This window comes from Vreelandella sp. 21, assembly GCF_050995515.1.
GTDB classification, from domain to species: Bacteria; Pseudomonadota; Gammaproteobacteria; order Pseudomonadales; family Halomonadaceae; genus Vreelandella; species Vreelandella alkaliphila.
In genome coordinates this window covers 2,586,523-2,604,499 of the sequence record NZ_CP194673.1, presented here as the reverse complement: position 1 = coordinate 2,604,499, position 17,977 = coordinate 2,586,523, and the positions used below count along the sequence as shown (strand labels likewise).

At 54.0% G+C, this 17,977-nt stretch carries 13 protein-coding genes; 9 read left to right on the top strand and 4 right to left on the bottom strand.

Going from position 1 to position 17,977, the window contains the following annotated elements; translation table 11 throughout:
* Positions 1-20 precede the first annotated feature (20 nt).
* From gshA to rsd, 3 genes are all read left to right on the top strand, one after another.
* Complete coding sequence (gshA, locus tag ACN06F_RS12125) at positions 21-1,661, top strand: glutamate--cysteine ligase (RefSeq protein WP_193060832.1); 1,641 nt, start codon at positions 21-23, stop codon at positions 1,659-1,661.
* A complete protein-coding gene (locus ACN06F_RS12120; protein ID WP_038486044.1) occupies positions 1,658-2,155 on the top strand; it encodes a disulfide bond formation protein B in 498 nt (165 codons plus the stop codon). The genes gshA and ACN06F_RS12120 overlap by 4 nt, the downstream gene beginning before the upstream one ends.
* Before the next feature lie 166 nt (positions 2,156-2,321).
* Positions 2,322-2,810 carry a sigma D regulator gene (gene rsd / locus ACN06F_RS12115; RefSeq protein WP_095604561.1) on the top strand — a complete coding sequence of 163 codons (489 nt, stop codon included), beginning with the start codon at positions 2,322-2,324 and terminating at the stop codon, positions 2,808-2,810.
* 165 nt (positions 2,811-2,975) lie between these two features.
* On the opposite strand, the gene ACN06F_RS12110 is transcribed toward rsd, so the two are convergent.
* Positions 2,976-6,050: an efflux RND transporter permease subunit gene (locus ACN06F_RS12110; RefSeq protein ID WP_433923992.1), complete on the bottom strand. Its 3,075-nt coding sequence runs from the start codon at positions 6,048-6,050 to the stop codon at positions 2,976-2,978.
* The gene (locus ACN06F_RS12105; protein WP_433923991.1) at positions 6,034-7,125 is read right to left on the bottom strand and encodes an efflux RND transporter periplasmic adaptor subunit; all 1,092 of its coding nucleotides are present in this window, start codon (positions 7,123-7,125) and stop codon (positions 6,034-6,036) included. The genes ACN06F_RS12110 and ACN06F_RS12105 overlap by 17 nt, the downstream gene beginning before the upstream one ends.
* A gap of 268 nt (positions 7,126-7,393) precedes the next feature.
* Here ACN06F_RS12105 and ACN06F_RS12100 point away from each other — a divergent pair, with 268 nt between their 5' ends.
* A complete protein-coding gene (locus ACN06F_RS12100; RefSeq protein WP_038486035.1) occupies positions 7,394-8,368 on the top strand; it encodes a malate dehydrogenase in 975 nt (324 codons plus the stop codon).
* A gap of 1,656 nt (positions 8,369-10,024) precedes the next feature.
* On the opposite strand, the gene ACN06F_RS12095 is transcribed toward ACN06F_RS12100, so the two are convergent.
* On the bottom strand, positions 10,025-10,681 hold the full coding sequence (locus ACN06F_RS12095; protein ID WP_038486032.1) for an HAD family hydrolase: 657 nt from the start codon (positions 10,679-10,681) through the stop codon (positions 10,025-10,027).
* Between the two features lie 189 nt (positions 10,682-10,870).
* On the opposite strand from ACN06F_RS12095, the gene ACN06F_RS12090 reads away from it, so the two are divergent.
* Both ACN06F_RS12090 and ptsP read left to right on the top strand, forming a co-directional pair.
* Positions 10,871-11,368: an RNA pyrophosphohydrolase gene (locus ACN06F_RS12090; protein WP_038486029.1), complete on the top strand. Its 498-nt coding sequence runs from the start codon at positions 10,871-10,873 to the stop codon at positions 11,366-11,368.
* A gap of 140 nt (positions 11,369-11,508) precedes the next feature.
* On the top strand, positions 11,509-13,770 hold the full coding sequence (gene ptsP / locus ACN06F_RS12085) for a phosphoenolpyruvate--protein phosphotransferase (RefSeq protein WP_433923990.1): 2,262 nt from the start codon (positions 11,509-11,511) through the stop codon (positions 13,768-13,770).
* Here the strand turns inward: ptsP and ACN06F_RS12080 are convergent.
* On the bottom strand, positions 13,767-14,558 hold the full coding sequence (locus tag ACN06F_RS12080; RefSeq protein ID WP_433923989.1) for an NRDE family protein: 792 nt from the start codon (positions 14,556-14,558) through the stop codon (positions 13,767-13,769). The genes ptsP and ACN06F_RS12080 overlap by 4 nt on opposite strands.
* Positions 14,559-14,723: 165 nt before the next feature.
* Here ACN06F_RS12080 and ACN06F_RS12075 point away from each other — a divergent pair, with 165 nt between their 5' ends.
* From ACN06F_RS12075 to lgt, 3 genes are read left to right on the top strand one after another with little or no spacing between them, the layout of a single operon-like run.
* Positions 14,724-15,890: a response regulator gene (locus tag ACN06F_RS12075; protein WP_038486020.1), complete on the top strand. Its 1,167-nt coding sequence runs from the start codon at positions 14,724-14,726 to the stop codon at positions 15,888-15,890.
* Positions 15,887-16,684, top strand: coding sequence for a sulfite exporter TauE/SafE family protein (locus ACN06F_RS12070; protein ID WP_038486017.1), 798 nt, complete (start codon positions 15,887-15,889; stop codon positions 16,682-16,684). Before ACN06F_RS12075 ends, ACN06F_RS12070 begins: the two co-directional genes overlap by 4 nt.
* A 51-nt stretch (positions 16,685-16,735) precedes the next feature.
* Entirely contained in the window at positions 16,736-17,524 is a 789-nt protein-coding gene (gene lgt / locus ACN06F_RS12065) for a prolipoprotein diacylglyceryl transferase (protein WP_038486014.1), read from the top strand.
* The last annotated feature ends 453 nt before the right edge of the window (positions 17,525-17,977 follow it).

Genomic DNA, 17,977 nt, shown 5'->3' with positions numbered 1-17,977 from the left:
ACTAACAAGGAGTGTTCACCTTGTCTGAACCTCTCACTGTGCCATCCACACTGACCGCCCAGGTTGAGCGTTTGCTCCCTAGCGCGCGTTTAGGGCGCCTAGGTCGCCTGCGTCGCGGGGTGGAAAAAGAGGGCCTGCGCGTTGACGCCAACGGCCATATTGCTCAAACGCCGCACCCTTACGCGCTGGGTTCAAAGCTAACCCACCCGCATATCACCACTGACTACTCCGAAGCGCTATTGGAGTACATCACACCGGTGTATTCAGAGCCAAAAGAGGCGTTGGCATTTTTATCAGACCTGCACACGTTTACCTATCACCACTTGGAAAATGAGTGGATTTGGCCAGGCAGCATGCCGTCTCGGCTTTCCGGTAACGATAGCGTACCGATTGCTGACTATGGCAGCTCCAATGTGGGCACCATGAAGCATGTTTATCGTAAAGGGTTGGATGTGCGCTACGGGCGTATTATGCAGGCTATCGCCGGGGTGCATTACAACGTATCGCTACCCGATGATATGTGGCATGCCCTGCGTGAGCTTGAAAAAGCCACCAATATTCCTTTTAACGATTATCGCTCTACGCGTTATTTCGGCATGATTCGGCATTTTCGTCGTCATAGCTGGCTGCTGCTCTACCTATTTGGCGCATCACCCGCCATCGACAAAAGCTTCCTGCCAACTGGTACAGTGCCTGAAAAACTGCAGTCGCTGAGCGACGACACCTATTACGCCCCCTATGCGACCACGCTACGTATGTCGGATTTGGGCTATCAGAATAAAGTGCAGTCGCAGCTTAAAATCTGCTTTAACTCGTTGTCCAACTACGTCAACACGCTACGGCACGCTATTTCCACTCCGTGGCCAGACTACGAAAAGCTGGGCGTGAAGAACGGCGACGAGTGGCAGCAGTTAAACGCCAATATTTTGCAGATTGAAAACGAATACTACAGCGATATTCGCCCTAAACGAGTCGCCAAGCACAACGAAACGCCCAGTCAAGCCCTGGAAGCGCGTGGGGTGGAGTACATCGAAGTACGCTGTTTGGATCTTAATCCATTCGACCCGCTAGGTGTCACCGAAGCTCAGATGCGTTTTGTTGATACCTTCTTAATGTGGTGTCTATTAAGCGATAGCCCGTGGATTTCAGACGAAGAGTGCGACCGCTTAGACGACAATCGCCGTTTCGTCGTTGAGCGTGGGCGTGACCCAGCGCTGAAGCTGATCCATAACGGCAAAACGACGACTGTGAAGGAGTGGGGCGAGCAGATTTTTGCGGAAATGGCTGAAGTGGCACGCCTATTGGATGCTGTAGAAGAGAGTACTCCTCATGCGTCGGCACTCGCTGAGCTAGCGCCGCGGCTGAAAGATCCTTCTCTAACCCCCTCAGCGCAACTACTGGCGCGCCTGGAAGCTGGTAATGGCTCGCTCAGCGATACGCTGTTGCAATTGGCTCAAGAGCAAGCCGACAAGCTTAAATCCACGCCCATGCTACGTTCTCGTGAAGCACTGCTTGCTCAGTTGATCGAGACCTCGCACCAACAACAGCACGATATTGAAGAAGCCGATCAAGAGAGCTTTAGTGAGTTCCTAAGCACTTACTTTGCCAAAGCGCGTGAGTCCAGAGCGCTGTCTGCTATTTCACCAGAGGATGGTCAATGACATCATTAGCAGTTCGCCCTATCGCGTTAGCGGGCTTCGCCTTTTGTGTTCTGATGATGGCGGTAGCCTTGGGGCTTGAGCATATTATGGGATTGGAACCCTGCCCGTTGTGTATTTTTCAGCGGGTCGCGGTGATTGCCGCAGGGCTGGTGCTAGGTATCGCTGCACTTCATAACCCAAGTGGCAAAGTAGGCAAAGCTATCTACGGTTTGCTGAGCTTAGCCGCAGTAGGTACGGGTGCTTTTGTTGCTGGAAGGCATGTATGGCTTCAAGGCTTGCCCGCTGACGAAGTGCCAACCTGTGGCCCAGGCCTTGAGTACATGATGGATATCTTGCCGATGCAAGAAGTGGTTGCCATGGTGCTTACCGGCTCTGGTGAGTGTGCTGACATTGATTTCATGTTCTTAGGCCTGTCGTTGCCTGCATGGACCTTGATCGGCTTTTTATTGCTCGCGATTGCGCCTCTGCGTATTCTGTGGTCTTTAAAAACATAGTCTGTAAAAACATGGTCTGTAAAAAAGAGTTAAATAAGTGGTATGGTTTACGTTAATTGATTGGCCTCATTTAATTAAGTAAACCGTACCCGCTAGGATTGACAGGTGTCCACGGACGCGCGAGTCTAGCTCAGTTGAAGACGGCTATCTGTAAGGAGAAAGCCCCATGCTCGAAGATTGCAAAAATGCCCTGGAGCGCTGGGGGGGCGTGCACAGTTTGATTGATCGCTGGCTTGATCAGCGCCGCTCGCTGTTAGTCAGCTTCATTGAGCTGAAAGAAGCTTGTGACGCCGAGTTAGAGGCGATTAGCAAAGCGCGCATTGACACCTTTAGTGAGTTGTTGATGGACTACATCAGCGCTGGGCACTTCGAGATTTACCCCCAGCTTGCTGAGGAAGCGAAGGCATTCGACGATGAGAGTGCATTACAAATCGCGGCAAAGCTTCTTGAGCGCTTAGAATTATCAACGGCCATGGTGCTGGAATTCGATGAAGACTTCGCCTCACCGGTGCGCTGTCAGCAGAATCTAGTGCGTTTGCCCGCCTGGATTGACCGCTTAGCGAAAGGGTTGGCAGAGCGCTTCGCCCTTGAAGACCAGCTAATCGCCCGCCTGCACGCCGCCCACAGCCCACAGCAGATAAAGTCACCAGCGTAGCGCTTTTCGCTGCCCCGCGGGTGCGCTTCGCTTACCACGCGCTACAACTCCTGTGCATTCAGTATTTTGTAGCGCGGTGTAACGAATCTTGCGAGGCACGAGCAAATGAGGCACCCGCGAACGGTGCCCCAGTCGCCCCTGCTATGCAGTCTCACACCTCACCTATTACTTCTCACGCCTCACCTTGCCGCCTATTACTAGCATGCAGGGGGTTAATAAGAGTGTCAGGGCTGTGGCGAACGTGAGGCCGCCGGCAATCGCGCTGGACATTTGTGTCCACCATTGGGCGGAAGGGGCGTTAAACCCTAGCGCGGGTGCAAAAAGATTAACGTTGATTCCCAGCACCATCGGCATTAACCCCAGCACGGTGGTAATAGCGGTGAGAAGCACTGGGCGTAAGCGCAGGGTGCCTGCTTCTAGTGCCGCTTCGGTTGGGGGCATGCCTTGGCCGCGCAACTCGTTGTAAGTGTCGATCAAGACGATATTGTTGTTAACGACAATACCTGCCAGGGCTATAATGCCCATGCCCACCATGACAATACCAAACGCTTGGCCAGTAATGAGCAGCCCCATCAAAACGCCCGCAGTGGAGAACACAATGGCCGATAGCACTAGCGCTGCTTGATAGTAGCTATTGAACTGTGTCACTAGAATCAGCGCCATTAGCCCAATCGCGATCAAGAAAGCGCTGATCAAGAACTGCATGGATTCCTGCTGATCTTCTTGTTCACCCGCCACATTAACCATCAAACTATCGTCAAGTTGGCTTTGGCCTGCATCTAGTAGCGCTCGCAACCGCTCGTCCGCTAAATAGCCTGGTGCTAAATCTGCCTCAACGGTAATCGCACGGCGTCCATCAATACGATTCAGGGTGCCAACTTTGGGGGCGGGCGTAATGTCTACAAAGTGAGCAATAGGCACTTGGCCTCGTGGGGTGTTGATCGTCAGTCGTTCAAGTTGGTTGAGCGTGCGCCAGTGTTCCGGTAAGCGCACGCGAATATCCACCTCATCAGTAACGGTGGGGGGACGGTAGTTGGCCACTTGAAGGCCAGTGGTGAGTAGCTGTACAGCACTACCAATGGTGGTGATATCGGTGCCCATGCGGGCAGCGGCTTCACGGTTAACCTTTACCTGCCATTCGACCCCGGGCAGGCTGCGGTTATCCTGGATGTCGGTAAAGCCGCCTAGCTCCTGCATTAGTGCCGTAATCTGGTCAACGCCGGCGTTTGCGATATCTGGATCAGTGGCGCTGACTTCGAGCACAATAGGTTTGCCGCCACCAGGCCCCATCTCCTGCTCGCGAAACTCTAGCGTTATCCCCGGTAGATCTTGAGTGCGCTCGGCCATGTCAGCCAAAATCGTGCGGGCAGGGCGGCGCTGGTACCAGTCGACAAACTGAAACTGCAACATCCCGATCACATCATTGCCCATTTGCTGGTTAGGCACTGCAAAAGAGCGTGCATAAAGGGCTTCGACTTCCCCCATGCTGCCCAGCCGGCTTTCCACCCGCTTCAGGATGGTGTCGGTTTCTTCAGCGGAAAAATCGCCTCGGGCACGTACCAGCACTTGTGCGCTGTCCGGCTCTACGCTGGGGAAGAAATCAACGCCATGATTAAAACGAGCATAGCCGGTATAAATCAACCCAATTAACAGCACCGCAAATACGAGCACCCAGGCGGGATGCTGCAGTAAACGTCCGAGTACGCGGCGATAGGCACGCCCAAGCGACGTGCTTTCGTCGACCGGGCCAGCACCCGCAGTTGCTGTATGGGATGTGCGGGTAAACAATCGCCCCAGGGTTGGCAAAAACACCAGAGCCATGGCTAGCGACGCAAGAAGGCACAAGATGACGGTGGCAGGCAGGTACTTCATAAACTGACCTACCACGCCTGGCCAAAATAGCAGCGGTATAAATACCGCAAGCGTTGTCGCGGTAGAGGCAATAACCGGCCAGCTCATGCGTGTTGCGGCATTCAGCCAAGCCTGGTGGGGAGACTGCCCCTCATGCAGGTGTCGGTCAGCGAGCTCGCTGACTACAATCGCACCATCCACTAGCATGCCAGCCACTAAGATCAGCGCAAATAACACCACAATGTTGAGCGTAAAACCAAATGCCCAAACCAGAAGAATGCCGGTTAAAAACGCGCCGGGTATGGTCAGGCCTACCAGCAGCGCCATGCGCCAGCCCATCACGGCTACGACAACAATTAATACCAGCACCACTGCGGTGAGCACGTTATTTAACAGCTCAGAGAGCATATTTTGAACGGTAACCGACTCGTCCAAAATCGTGGTAATACGCAGCTGTTCCGGCAGCAGGTCGCCTGCCTGGGCAAAGCGCTCTCTTACTGCGTCAATGGTGGCGATGATATTTGCCCCCGCGCGCTTGGAAATTTCCAGCACTACCGCAGGTTGGCCGTCGATGCGGGCAAATCCTTCGGGATCTTTGTAGGTCGGTAAAATCCACGCAACATCACCAAACGTAACCACCTGGTCGCCGTCAACTTTCACCGGCATGTCCATGACATCGTTTAACGATTCGATAATGCCCGGTACTTTTAGTGCTAGCCGTCCGGCGCCGGTATCCAAGCTGCCCGCAGCAACCAGGCGATTATTGCGTGAGATTTGATTAAACAGCGTATCAAAATCAACGCCGTAACTTTCCAGCACCAGTGGATCAACGACAATTTCGAGTAAGTCCTCGCGGTCGCCAGCAATATCGACCTCTAGAACGTCGGCAATGCCCTCTATTTCCTCTTTTAAGCGACGCGCAATGGTTACCCGTTCTCGAGTATCCAACTCGCCGGAAAGGCCGATGCTCAACACCGGAAACTCAGAGACGTTAACCTCCATGACCCGAGGCTCGTCCGCTTCATCCGGTAAGCTACTGCGGGCGATATCCACGCGTTCGCGTACATCAGAAAGCGCTGTATCCGGATCAAAGCCAGGATCAAACTCCAGCGTCACCGACCCATGACCTTCGCTAGACTGGGCGGTAAATTTGCGCAGCCCTTCGATTCCACGCAGTTCCTGCTCCATTGGGCGAACTAACAGGCGCTCACCATCTTCCGGGCTAACGCCTTCCAGCGAAAGCGAGACGTATATAATCGGGATAGTGACGTCTGGATTGGCTTCCTTGGGAATCATCTGCCAGGCGGTTGTACCCGCCAGCAGCAAGCCAACCAGGAGCAGCAGGGTGGTTCGCGTGTGGGTTAGCGCCGCATTAATCAACTGACGCATGACCACCTTCCTGGGTAGACACTGGTGTTACTGTGTCGCCTGGGTTGACCAAACCTGCGCCGAGGGTGATTAACTGAACAGGATTTGGCAAGCCAGTAACGTAGGCACGTTCGGTATCAGCACTGACCAATTCAATCGCCGTTTGGGCAACGCGGTTATTCTCAACAACGTGCTTGATGGCTAGTTGTCCCTGCTCATTCAGATTAAAGAGAGCAGGCGATAGAGTATGCACCTGTCGAGGTGGCAGCGTTATGGTGAATTCAGCGCTGCTCCCTGCTAGGCGTTGCCTGTCTGGATTGTCGAGCGTTACTTCGATATAGAACGTGCGAGTGGCTTCTTCTGCACGACTACTAATATAAGACACTTCGCCGGAAAGCGACTGGCCATTGAGCAGTCGCGCGGTGACAGGTAAGCCAACGCTTAACTCGCCGATTTGCTGTTGAGCCACCCAAGCGGTGCCGGTTAAACGCCGGTCGTCGATCAGTCGTGCCCACTCTTCGCCTGGTTGCAGCAAGTCGCCAAGCTCAACCTGGACGCGGTCCAACACGCCTTTAAAGGGTGCGGTAGGGCGAGTATCGCTTAACTGCTTTTCCAACTGAGCTACCTGGGCTGCGCTGGCGCTTAAGGCACTTTGCAGGCGCAGCAATTCTGGCTGAGAAATCAGCTCGCGGCGGCGTAGGCTTTGAGCACCCGCGTACTCCGCTTCAGCAAGCGCTAACTCATCACGTGCCTGCTGTAGGCGTTGAGGGAGCGCGTCGTTGTCTAGTACCAGCAGTGTCTCGCCTCGGCTGACGGTTTCTCCTTGGGCCACCGGTTTTTCTGCGACATAGCCAGTTACATTGGCGCGCAGCAGTGTTTCTTTTTCAGCAGTTAGCTGGCCTTGCAGCACGTGCTTAGGAATATAGGGCGCGCTCTGCTGGGTCATCACCTCTACACGAGGTGTTGCGTCGCGTTCAGTGGCATCTACATCAGGTGGACTACTTTGGAAACGTTGAAAATCGCCAACCGCTAGCCATATCACAAGCGCCAGAACTAGCAGGCTAGCAAGCGCGTAAGAGTAGGGGATTCGTCGCATGGGGTAGTTATATCCGTATTAACCCAAAAAAATCACACAAGGCAAGTCATGCTGAAGGGTAGGCCGTACTAAAAGTTAAGGCTTACTGACCGACACACCATAGCGCAACTGGCGTCTGGCAGCGAGTACCAAGCCGCTGAGAGAATGGGTAGTAGTCTCATGTATGATTGAGTTTTTGCACATCTGGGCATACCATCTTTGCGTCTTGAGTTCTGTCGTCCCACTCTCAGGCGAGAACCCACCCTAGGCGAACCATCAAGGAGCAATGATGAAAGATCCAGTACGTATTGCGATTACCGGCGGTGCCGGCCAGATCAGCTACTCTCTTATTTTCCGCATCGCCGCTGGCGATATGCTGGGGCCGGATCAGCCAGTCATTCTCCAGCTTCTCGAAATTCCCCAAGCCATGGACGCACTGAATGGCGTTGTCATGGAAGTTAACGACTGTGCTTTCCCGCTGGTACAAGACATCGTTGCCACTGATGATCCGAACGTTGCCTTCAAAGATGCCGATTTCGCCTTGCTGGTAGGTGCGCGTCCGCGTGGCCCGGGTATGGAGCGTAAAGACCTGCTGGAAGCCAACGCCGCGATCTTCTCTGTACAAGGTAAAGCGCTGAACGATCACGCTAGCCGTGACGTGCGTGTACTCGTTGTCGGTAACCCGGCTAACACCAATGCATTGATTGCTTCTTGCAATGCGCCGGACCTCGATGCAGGCCAGTTCACTGCGATGACGCGTTTGGATCACAACCGTGCGCTGACACAGCTGGCTCAGAAAACCGGCAAGCACGTTACTGACGTTGACAGCATGATTATCTGGGGCAACCACAGTGCTACCCAGTATCCGGATCTGGCGCAGTGCAAAGTAGACGGCAAAGCCGCCTTCGATCTGGTCGAGCGTGACTGGTACGAAAACGACTTTATCCCGACAGTACAGCAGCGCGGTGCGGCGATTATCAAAGCACGCGGCGCATCTTCTGCAGCGTCTGCGGCGTCTTCAGCCATTGATCACATGCGTGATTGGGCGCTGGGTTGCGATGGTATCGTCAGCATGGCGATCCCGTCTGACGGCAGCTACGGCATTGAAGAAGGCATCATCTACTCCTACCCAGTTCGTTGTCAGGGTGGCAAGTATGAAATCGTTCAAGGCTTTGAGTTGGACGCGTTCAGCAAAGAGAAGATGCAGGCTACCGAGAAAGAACTGCGTGAAGAGCGCGCGGCTGTTGAGCACCTGCTCGGCTAAGCACGTTTACTAGCGTTCTTTGAGCTGTTCTAAAAACTGTTCTTAGAGCAATGCTCAGTAATACCAAACCCCGCAAGCTAAGTGCTTGCGGGGTTTTTTTATTGGGCGGCTGTGCCGTTCGCGGGTGCCTCATTTGCTCGTTCCTCGCAAGATGCGTTACCACGCGCTACGTTTGCAACGTATTGAATTGACGGGTTTGTAGCGCGGCGTAAGCGTCAGCGCACCCGCGGGGAAGTGCCATAGTCGCTCGCGGGTGCCTCATTTGCTCGTTCCTCGCAAGATGCGTTACCACGCGCTACGTTTGCAACGTACTGAATTAATGGGTTTGTAGCGCGGCGTAAGCGTCAGCGCACCCGCGGGGAAGTGCCATAATCGTTTGCGGGTGCCTCATTTGCTCGTTCCTCGCAAGATGCGTTACCACGCGCTACGGTTAACGTACTGAATTAATGGGTTTGTAGCGCGGCGTAAGCGTCAGCGCACCCGCGGGGTAGTGCCACAAGACGGCTCCGCCGTTCGCGGGTGCCTCATTTGCTCGTTCCTCGCAAGATGCGTTACCACGCGCTACGTTTAACGTACTGAATTAATGGGTTTGTAGCGCGGCGTAAGCGTCAGCGCACCCGCGGGGCAGTGCCATAATCGTTCGCGGGTGCCCCCATTTGCTCGTTCCTCGCAAGATGCGTTACCACGCGCTACGTTTGCAACGTACTGAATTAATGGGTTTGTAGCTCGGCGTAAGCGTCAGCGCACCCGCGGGGCAGTGCCATAATCGTTCGCGGGTGCCTCATTTGCTCGTTCCTCGCAAGATGCGTTACCACGCGCTACGGTTAACGTACTGAATTAACGGGTTTGTAGCGCGGCGTAAGCGTCAGCGCACCCGCGGGGACGTGCCATAATCGTTCGCGGGTGCCTCATTTGCTCGTTCCTCGCAAGATGCGTTACCACGCGCTACGTTTGCAACGTATTGAATTAACGGGTTTGTAGCGCGGTGTAAGCGTCAGCGCACCCGCGGGGAAGTGCCATAGTCGCTCGCGGGTGCCTCATTTGCTCGTTCCTCGCAAGATGCGTTACCACGCGCTACGGTTAACGTATTGAATTAACGGGTTTGTAGCGCGGCGTAAGCGTCAGCGCACCCGCGGGGAAGTGCCATAATCGTTTGCGGGTGCCTCATTTGCTCGTTCCTCGCAAGATGCGTTACCACGCGCTACGGTTAACGTATTGAATTAACGGGTTTGTAGCGCGGCGTAAGCGTCAGCGCACCCGCGGGGCAGTGCCATAATCGTTTGCGGGTGCCTCATTTGCTCGTTCCTCGCAAGATGCGTTACCACGCGCTACGGTTAACGTACTGAATTAATGGGTTTGTAGCGCGGCGTAAGCGTCAGCGCACCCGCGGGGAAGTGCCATAATCGTTCGCGGGTGCCTCATTTGCTCGTTCCTCGCAAGATGCGTTACCACGCGCTACGTTTGCAACGTACTGAATTAACGGGTTTGTAGCGCGGCGTAAGCGTCAGCGCACCCGCGGGGACGTGCCATAATCGTTCGCGGGTGCCTCATTTGCTCGTTCCTCGCAAGATGCGTTACCACGCGCTACGGTTAACGTATTGAATTAACGGGTTTGTAGCGCGGTGTAAGCGTCAGCGCACCCGCGGGGCAGCTGGCTCAATCTCGCAGGCTCATAATGCGCCATTGGCGTTCTTCGGCCACCTTGCGCAGCGTGTCATCGGGGTCGACGGCAACCGGATGCTCTACTTGTTCAAGCAAGGGAAGGTCGTTGTGAGAGTCGCTGTAAAACCATGCGCCATCCATGGTGAACTCTTGGCCCTCAAGCCATTGCTTTAAGCGAGTCACTTTGCCTTCGCGGTAGCTGGGTGTGCCCGCTACTCGGCCGGTATAGCGGCCGTCTACTATTTCTGGGTCAACTGCAATCAAGTCGTCCACGCCCAAGCGATTAGCGATGGGGGCAGTAATAAAGCGATTAGTGGCGGTGATGATCAGTAACGTATCGCCTTTTGTGCGGTGCCGAGCCAGCAGCTCTTCTGCTTTAGGCAAGATATTCGGCTCGATTTTGCTGACCATAAACTGCTGATGCCAAGCGGCTAACTGTTCCGGCGTATTTTCAGCCAGTGGCTTCAATGCCATTTCCAAAAAAGCCGCCATGTCTAACGTGCCCGCATTGTAATCCGCCATAAAGCGCTCATTGGCCTCGCGGTAGGCAACTGGGTCAACTGCCCCCTGTTCGAGCAAAAACTCGCCCCAGGCATGATCGCTGTCGATGGATATCAGCGTATTATCCAGATCGAAAATGGCCAGACTCACGGCGCTCCCCTTATGGTGTTGGTTAATTGTGCTGCTCGTTAGCTCAGTAATGAACGTCAGTAACGGTTTGCAAAGCGGCGGATTATCGCAGAGTCACCATGGTTTAACCACTTAGGGTGATATTGTATTGATACGCTTGTCTCCCTTGTGGAAAAATGGGGACAACTGAAAATTTATAAGGTGATGTCCGTGATCGACGCTGACGGCTTTCGCCCCAATGTTGGCATCATTATTGCCAACAGCCAGGGGCAGCTGCTTTGGGCGCGTCGTGTAGGGCAAAACGCGTGGCAGTTTCCCCAGGGAGGCATCAAGGCAAACGAAACACCACATCAAGCGCTTTTTCGTGAGCTTTTTGAGGAGATCGGTTTAACCGCCGATGATGTCGATATTGTCGCCTGTACCCGGGGATGGCTGCGCTACCGTCTGCCACGACGCATGATTCGCACCCACTCGCGGCCGGTTTGTATCGGCCAGAAGCAGAAGTGGTTTTTACTCAAGATTCGCTGCCAAGAAAATCGAATCTGTATGACGGCAACGCCTAAACCCGAGTTCGATGGTTGGCGGTGGGTAAGTTACTGGTATCCACTGGGGCAAGTGGTGCCGTTCAAACGAGAGGTATATCGGCGCGCGCTACGGGAGCTCTCTCCTCGCGTTCAGCGCTTGGCGCAACAAGATCACGATGGATAACGTGCGCTCCACTGTTCTAGGAAGCTGTTCTAGGTAAACTGTTCAAAAGAAACAGTTCAAAGGCGACGCTTCGAAGGACATAGTGACAGTTGGCCGAAAATCCCTCAGCGAGGCAAATAATAGTGAATAGGAAAACGTCCATGCTTGAGGTGCTGCGACGCGTTATTCAAGAAGTGAATGGCGCACGAAACCTCGACGCCGCGCTGTCAACGATGGTACGCCGCATACGAAAGGCCATGCAGACGGATGTGTGCTCCTTCTATTTATACGATAAGGAGCTCGAGTCGCTTGTATTGATGGAGACGATTGGCCTTCGCACGCAAGCGGTAGGCCGCGTTGTGCTACCGCTAGGCGAAGGTTTGGTAGGTCTAGTGGCTAAGCGCAGCGAACCGCTTAATTTAGAAGATGCGCAAAGCCACCCTCACTTTCGTTATTTTGAAGCAACTGGCGAAGAGCGTTACTCAAGCTTCTTAGGGGTGCCGATTATCCATCAGCGCCTCATGCTGGGCGTTTTGGTCGTACAGCAAGCTGAAAAACGTCAGTACGACGACGAAGATGAAGCTTTTCTGGTCACTATGGCTGCTCAGTTGGCAGGTGTGCTGGCTCACGCACTCGCTACCGGTAACCTTGCTCGCCCTGCGCTGCCGGGTGGCCAAGCTATGTTTAAAGGCGTGGCGGCTTCTCCAGGAATGGCGATGGGGGAGGCGGTAGTGATTACGCCGCCCGCTGACCTAAATAGCGTGCCTGACCTTATTCCCAGCGATCAAGACTATGAAGTCGCACGGCTAAAAGAAGCCATTGGCAAAACACGTGATGAAATCCGCGCAGCGGCAGAGCGCTTGGTTAACCGTATTTCTTCCCAAGAGCTGGCGCTATTCGACGTTTACCAGCAAATGCTTGGCGAAGCGGCGCTCTCTGAAGAAGTGGAAAAGCGTATTCGTGAAGGGCAGTGGGCACCTGGTGCGTTAGCCGATGTCGTGCGCCGCCATGTGCAATACCTTGAACGCGTAGACGACGATTATTTACGTGAGCGTGCGGCGGATATTCGCGATCTTGGTCGTCGTGTGTTGTCTCATCTGCAAGAAGACACGCCTTCGACCCCAGAAACCTACCCAGAAAACGCCATTTTAGTAGGTGATGAAATCAGCGTTGCCATGTTGGGAGAGGTGCCAAGGGACAAGCTAAAGGGCTTGGTATCCGTACGTGGTTCGAGTACCTCGCATGTTGCTATTGTTGCCCGGGCTATGGGGATTCCGACGGTGCTAGGGATGATGGATCTCCCGCTGCCGCGCTTAAATGGCGCCCCGGTAGTGATTGATGGCCACCGAGGGCGATTGTTTGTGCGGCCAGCGCCAGAGCTAAGAACTCGCTACGAAAGCTTGATTGCTGAAGAAGCAGCACTGAGTGAGTTGCTGGAGTACGAACAAGACCTGCCCAGCGAAACACCGGATGGCTATGCCATGCCGCTGATGGTAAATACCGGGCTGGCGGTTGATGCCTCAGCGTTGCTGAAAAGCCGAATCGGCGGCGTAGGCCTATACCGCACCGAAGTGCCATTTATGATTACTGAGCGCTTCCCCGGTGAGAAAGAACAAATGCGTATGTACCGCGAGCAGTTAGAGGGCTTTGCGCCACTACCGGTAGTCATGCGAACGCTGGATATCGGTGGCGATAAAGACCTTCCCTATTTTCCCATTGAGGAAGCTAATCCATTCTTGGGTTGGCGGGGAATGCGGGTAACCCTCGATCACCCAGAAGTATTGATGGTACAGCTGCGTGCCATGCTGAAAGCATCGCATGACTTGAATAATCTCTACGTGCTCTTCCCGATGATTACCAATGTGGAAGAGGTGGACGAAGCGATTCGTCTACTGGATCGTGCCATTCTAGAGCTAGGTGAAGAGGGCATTGATGTCGAGCGGCCTAAAGTAGGCGTGATGATTGAAGTACCTGCGACTATTTACCAAATGGATGCACTGGCAAAGCGAGTCGATTTCTTCTCGGTGGGTAGTAACGACCTTACGCAGTATTTGCTCGCGGTGGATCGCAATAATCCTCGCGTATCTAGTCTGTACGATGCGTTGCACCCAGCGCTGCTGGGTGCGCTGCAAGAACTCGCTCAGGATGCCACTCGTCTAGAAAAGCCTATATCGCTTTGCGGCGAATTAGCGGGTGACCCTGCTGGTGCGTTGCTATTAATGGCCATGGGATTTACCAGCCTGTCTATGAATGCCCCTAGTTTGCCCAGGGTACGGGCTGCTATTCGCCGAGTGCCAATGCAAGATGCGCAAATGCTGCTTAAAGAAATCATGGATCTGGATACCCCAGCATTGGTGCATGAACATCTCAATCAGCGTATGGATGAGTGGCAGCTATCACACTTAATGCCGCCGCGAGATTAATGCTGGGGCTGATTGGGTATCAGTGGGGAGGGTGTCGTCAACGTGGTTTCTCCCTCAAAACGACCGAGTGGCCCAAACCGCTGCTCGGTAATCGTCACTTGCCCTCGGTGGTTTAGCGTTAACCATGTGGTTGCCCGGGTGCCGTAGTGTTCACCAACAATAAACGCGGCAGAGAGTTGGCGCTCCAGCGTTAAGCCTACACCAGTATCTGGCAACTGCTCATCAGGTGCAGTTTGTGGGTTATGCAGTGCAAATTGCGTCGCGGCCTGCCACTGTTCGTCATTACTATTTAACAAGGCGTCGCGAACCAGGCTTAATTTTGGCCAGGCGGTATTCAGGGTTGCATTTGACAAGCCATGCACCCCTGGGGACACGCTATTAAGTGCTACCCCATGGCGGCCACGGTGCAGGTGCCACATGCGGTGTTGTGTCGCAACCAAGAGATTAAATCCGGCATAGCGATGCGCGGTCGTGCGCTCTTTCGCTTTAAGCCATGCTTCGACATCGTCGCTTTGTAACACGCTAGCAACGAGTTCGCCTCGGCTGGGTGCGTTGACGGGTGTGGCCAGTGCTGGATCACGCACATTGGTCAACGCTGCAACAACGCCTTGGGAGTTAGCGGCTAACCACGTACCACCGGCTTCCAAGTCGCGTCCACCCAGTACGGCGGTGTGTTCTTGCCAATGAGCAAGAGGGGCAGTGGGCCGCTGGTGGAATTCATCTCGGTTGCCTGCCAAGCGTAATGGTATAGAAGAGCCAGGGGACCAAGAAAAGGTGATTAAGCACATAAGTAAGGCTCGCGAATAGTAACAGGAACCCAATTAGCCAGTGTGGCATGACAGTATTGAGGCGTAGACATACACTTAACATTAATATAAATATGCTTAGCCACGCTATGGCTGCCAGCATGTTGAGGCGCAATATTTTAGAAGCCACCTAGGAAGGCGCATACTATGCAACGCTATCAGCGAGAGCACTTCTGGAATGCGATTGTCTGGCCTACTTTGTGGCCTCTTTTACTCATTCAGGCGGCCTTGGTACTGCTTTGTGTGCTGGTAGGGCTGGTGGTTTGGGGGCTTTCCCCTAGTCAAACGTCATGGAGCACCACCCTGTGGTTGACCCTTGCGTTGCTACTGGGTAGTTGTTTAAACGTTGGCGTGTTCTTGATGCTGGTTAAAAGTCGCGCAAAGCAAGAAGACGCCAGTTGCATGCAAGAGTTGGCCGAGTTAGAGCGCCAAGCAGCCCAATTGGTTAATCGACAAGCGGAGCAGGCTGATTCACAGGCGGAAGACGTCAGTGAAGGGCTGCCACTTAATCGCTTAGCGATGGTCAATCAGTTGTTGGCGGATGTCATTCGCGCAGGTGAGGATGTCCAGCATCCGGCTTCTTTAAGCGAGCCGTTCCGACCCGATCAAACCTTGCTTGATGACCTTCATCACCAGCAAAAACAGTTGAAGCATCTCATTGCTGGGCGCGACCGCGCGCGGGAAGAGTCACGCTTGAAGTCTGGTTATCTAACGTTACTTCAGCGTGAAGCCGACAGTCTGTTTGATCATTTGGGCGATATGTTGCAGATGGATAATTCAGAAACATGTCACAAGAATATTACTCACGTGCGAGAGCGGCTGGCGGATATACGCGCACTGCTTACTAATTTTGTTCAGCAAAGTGCTAACGAAACAGATGCTTATGAGCAGCCGCTTCCAGCTTCTGAGCGCAAACTACGTATCTTGGTGGTAGACGATGGCCCCGTTAATTTAATGCTGGCACGCCAAATGCTGGAAACCCAGGGGCTGCAGGTAGACGGCGTCAGCAGTGGGGAGCAGGCTTTGGACTGCCAGCAAACGGTTTTTTATGATCTCGTGTTTATGGATATTTTTATGCCGACCTTAGATGGGCTAGAAACAGCACGTCGCTGGCGGACCTTTGAGCGTCTTGGTGGCGGTCAGCGACGCAGTGTCTTGATTGCTCTCACCGCGAACGTTGATAGTGCTGGTAATGGCGCTTATAACGCTGCCGGTATGGATGACGTGCTAGCTAAGCCCTACAAGCCTGAAACACTACTCAGCATGATTACTAAGTGGGTACCCAGCGCGAATAACCAGGTGCAGGATAAATGACAGTATTGAGTATTTTAGCAGGGTATTTGTTGCTAGGCGCAGTGGCAGGCACCATGGCTGGTTTGTTTGGGGTGGGGGGCGGTTTAATTATTGTGCCTGCGCTTGTCTTTGCATTTGGTCTACAGGGGGTTGCTCCTGAAATTACCATGCATCTTGCAGTAGGCACCTCACTGGCGACGATCGTCGTCACCGGGGCTTCGTCAGCATTAGGGCACTTCCGAAAAGGTAGTATTCATAAGCCATGGTTCATGGCGCTGTTACCCGGACTTATGTTGGGGGCTATCGGTGGTGTATTTATCGCAGACAACCTTTCTGGCACCGTTTTGGGAACGTTATTCGGGGTGTTTGTATTGCTGCTAGCAACCAAAATGGTGTTTGGCCTTTCGCCAAAGCCCGGTAGTTCGCCACCAGGAAATGTTGCGATGACCATTGCTGGCGGCGTAGTAGGCGTCATATCGGCACTGTTTGGTATTGGAGGAGGCACAATGACAGTGCCTTGGCTTTCACGGTGTGGTGCAAGCATGACCCAAGCGGTGGGAACCTCTGCCGCCTGTGGCTTACCAATAGCGATGGTTGGTGCGTTAACGTTTATTGTTGTGGGATGGGGTAATCCGCTTCTTCCCCAATGGGCGACCGGCTTTGTCATGTGGCCTGCCTTTATCGGCATTGTGCTAACCAGTGTACCTTTTGCACGGCTTGGCGTTCGTTTGGCTCACGTGCTCCCAGCCACTGTATTGAGGTTTTCATTTGCAACGCTGTTGGCCATAGTGGGCTTGCGCTTCATATTGGCGTAATTCACCTATGCCACGCTGCTGTTTTCTTCCTGTTTGCTTTAGAGAGTCTCGATGATTAATTACCCAGATATCGATCCGGTAGCGATTTCACTTGGTCCGCTGCAGGTTCATTGGTACGGCTTAATGTATGTGGTGGGGTTTGTGGCGGCATGGTGGCTAGGATGTAAACGGGCGCCACGTATTGGGCTTACGAAAGATGATATCGGTGACTTGCTTTTTTACTGCGCCATTGGTGTGGTGCTGGGGGGGCGATTAGGATACGCCCTGTTTTACGGCTTAGGGCAGTGGACGGCTGACCCGCTATGGGTGTTCCGCGTATGGGATGGCGGTATGAGTTTCCATGGCGGTTTATTAGGGGTACTGATTGCCGCATGGCTATTTGCACGTCGTAAACAACTGGCGTTCTTCACCCTCGCCGACTTCATCGCCCCGCTGGTGCCCATTGGTTTAGGCGCTGGGCGGATTGGTAATTTTATTAACCATGAGTTGCCGGGAGGGGTGACGTCGCTACCCTGGGGCATGCCATTTCCTGGTATGGGACCAGAGCCACGCCACCCTTCAGCGCTGTACGAAGCTTTTCTGGAAGGTATCGTACTGTTTGCCATCCTGTGGTGGGTATCTGCCAAGCCGCGCGCCAGAGGGTTGGTCTCGGGGTTATTCCTGTTAGGCTACGGCGTCTTCCGTTTTATGGTTGAATTTGTACGTATGCCGGATGCCCACATTGGCTATCTCGCCTTTGGCTGGTTCACCATGGGCATGCTGCTCACGCTCCCGATGATCGCGTTAGGCCTCGTTTTTATCGCCTGGTCGCGTCATCAACCCATCGATGCCAAGGTGTAGCGCGTGTTAAGCGTAGCGCACCCGCGATGGTGCTCCAGCGCGAAGCGGCGCTGTTATTAAGCAGAGCAGCGGCTCCCGTCGCGGGTGCCTCATTTGCTCGTTCCTCACAAGATTCGTTACGCCGCGCTACGGTAGGTGCCGTAGGCTGATTTAGTGGTTTTGTAGCGCGGCGTAAGCGTCAGCGCACCCGCGGGGGAGTATGGAGCGTTGCTTACGTGGCCACGACGCGGGTGCCTTATTCGCTCGTTCCTCGCGAGATTCGTTACACCGCGCTACGGTAGGTACCGTAGGCTGATTTAGTGGTTTTGTAGCGCGGTGTAAGCGTCAGCGCACCCGCGATGGTGCTCCAGCGCGAAGCGACGCTGTTATTAAGCAGAGCGGAGGCTCCCGTCGCGGGTGCCTCATTTGCTCGTTCCTCACAAGATTCGTTACGCCGCGCTACGATAATCGCAA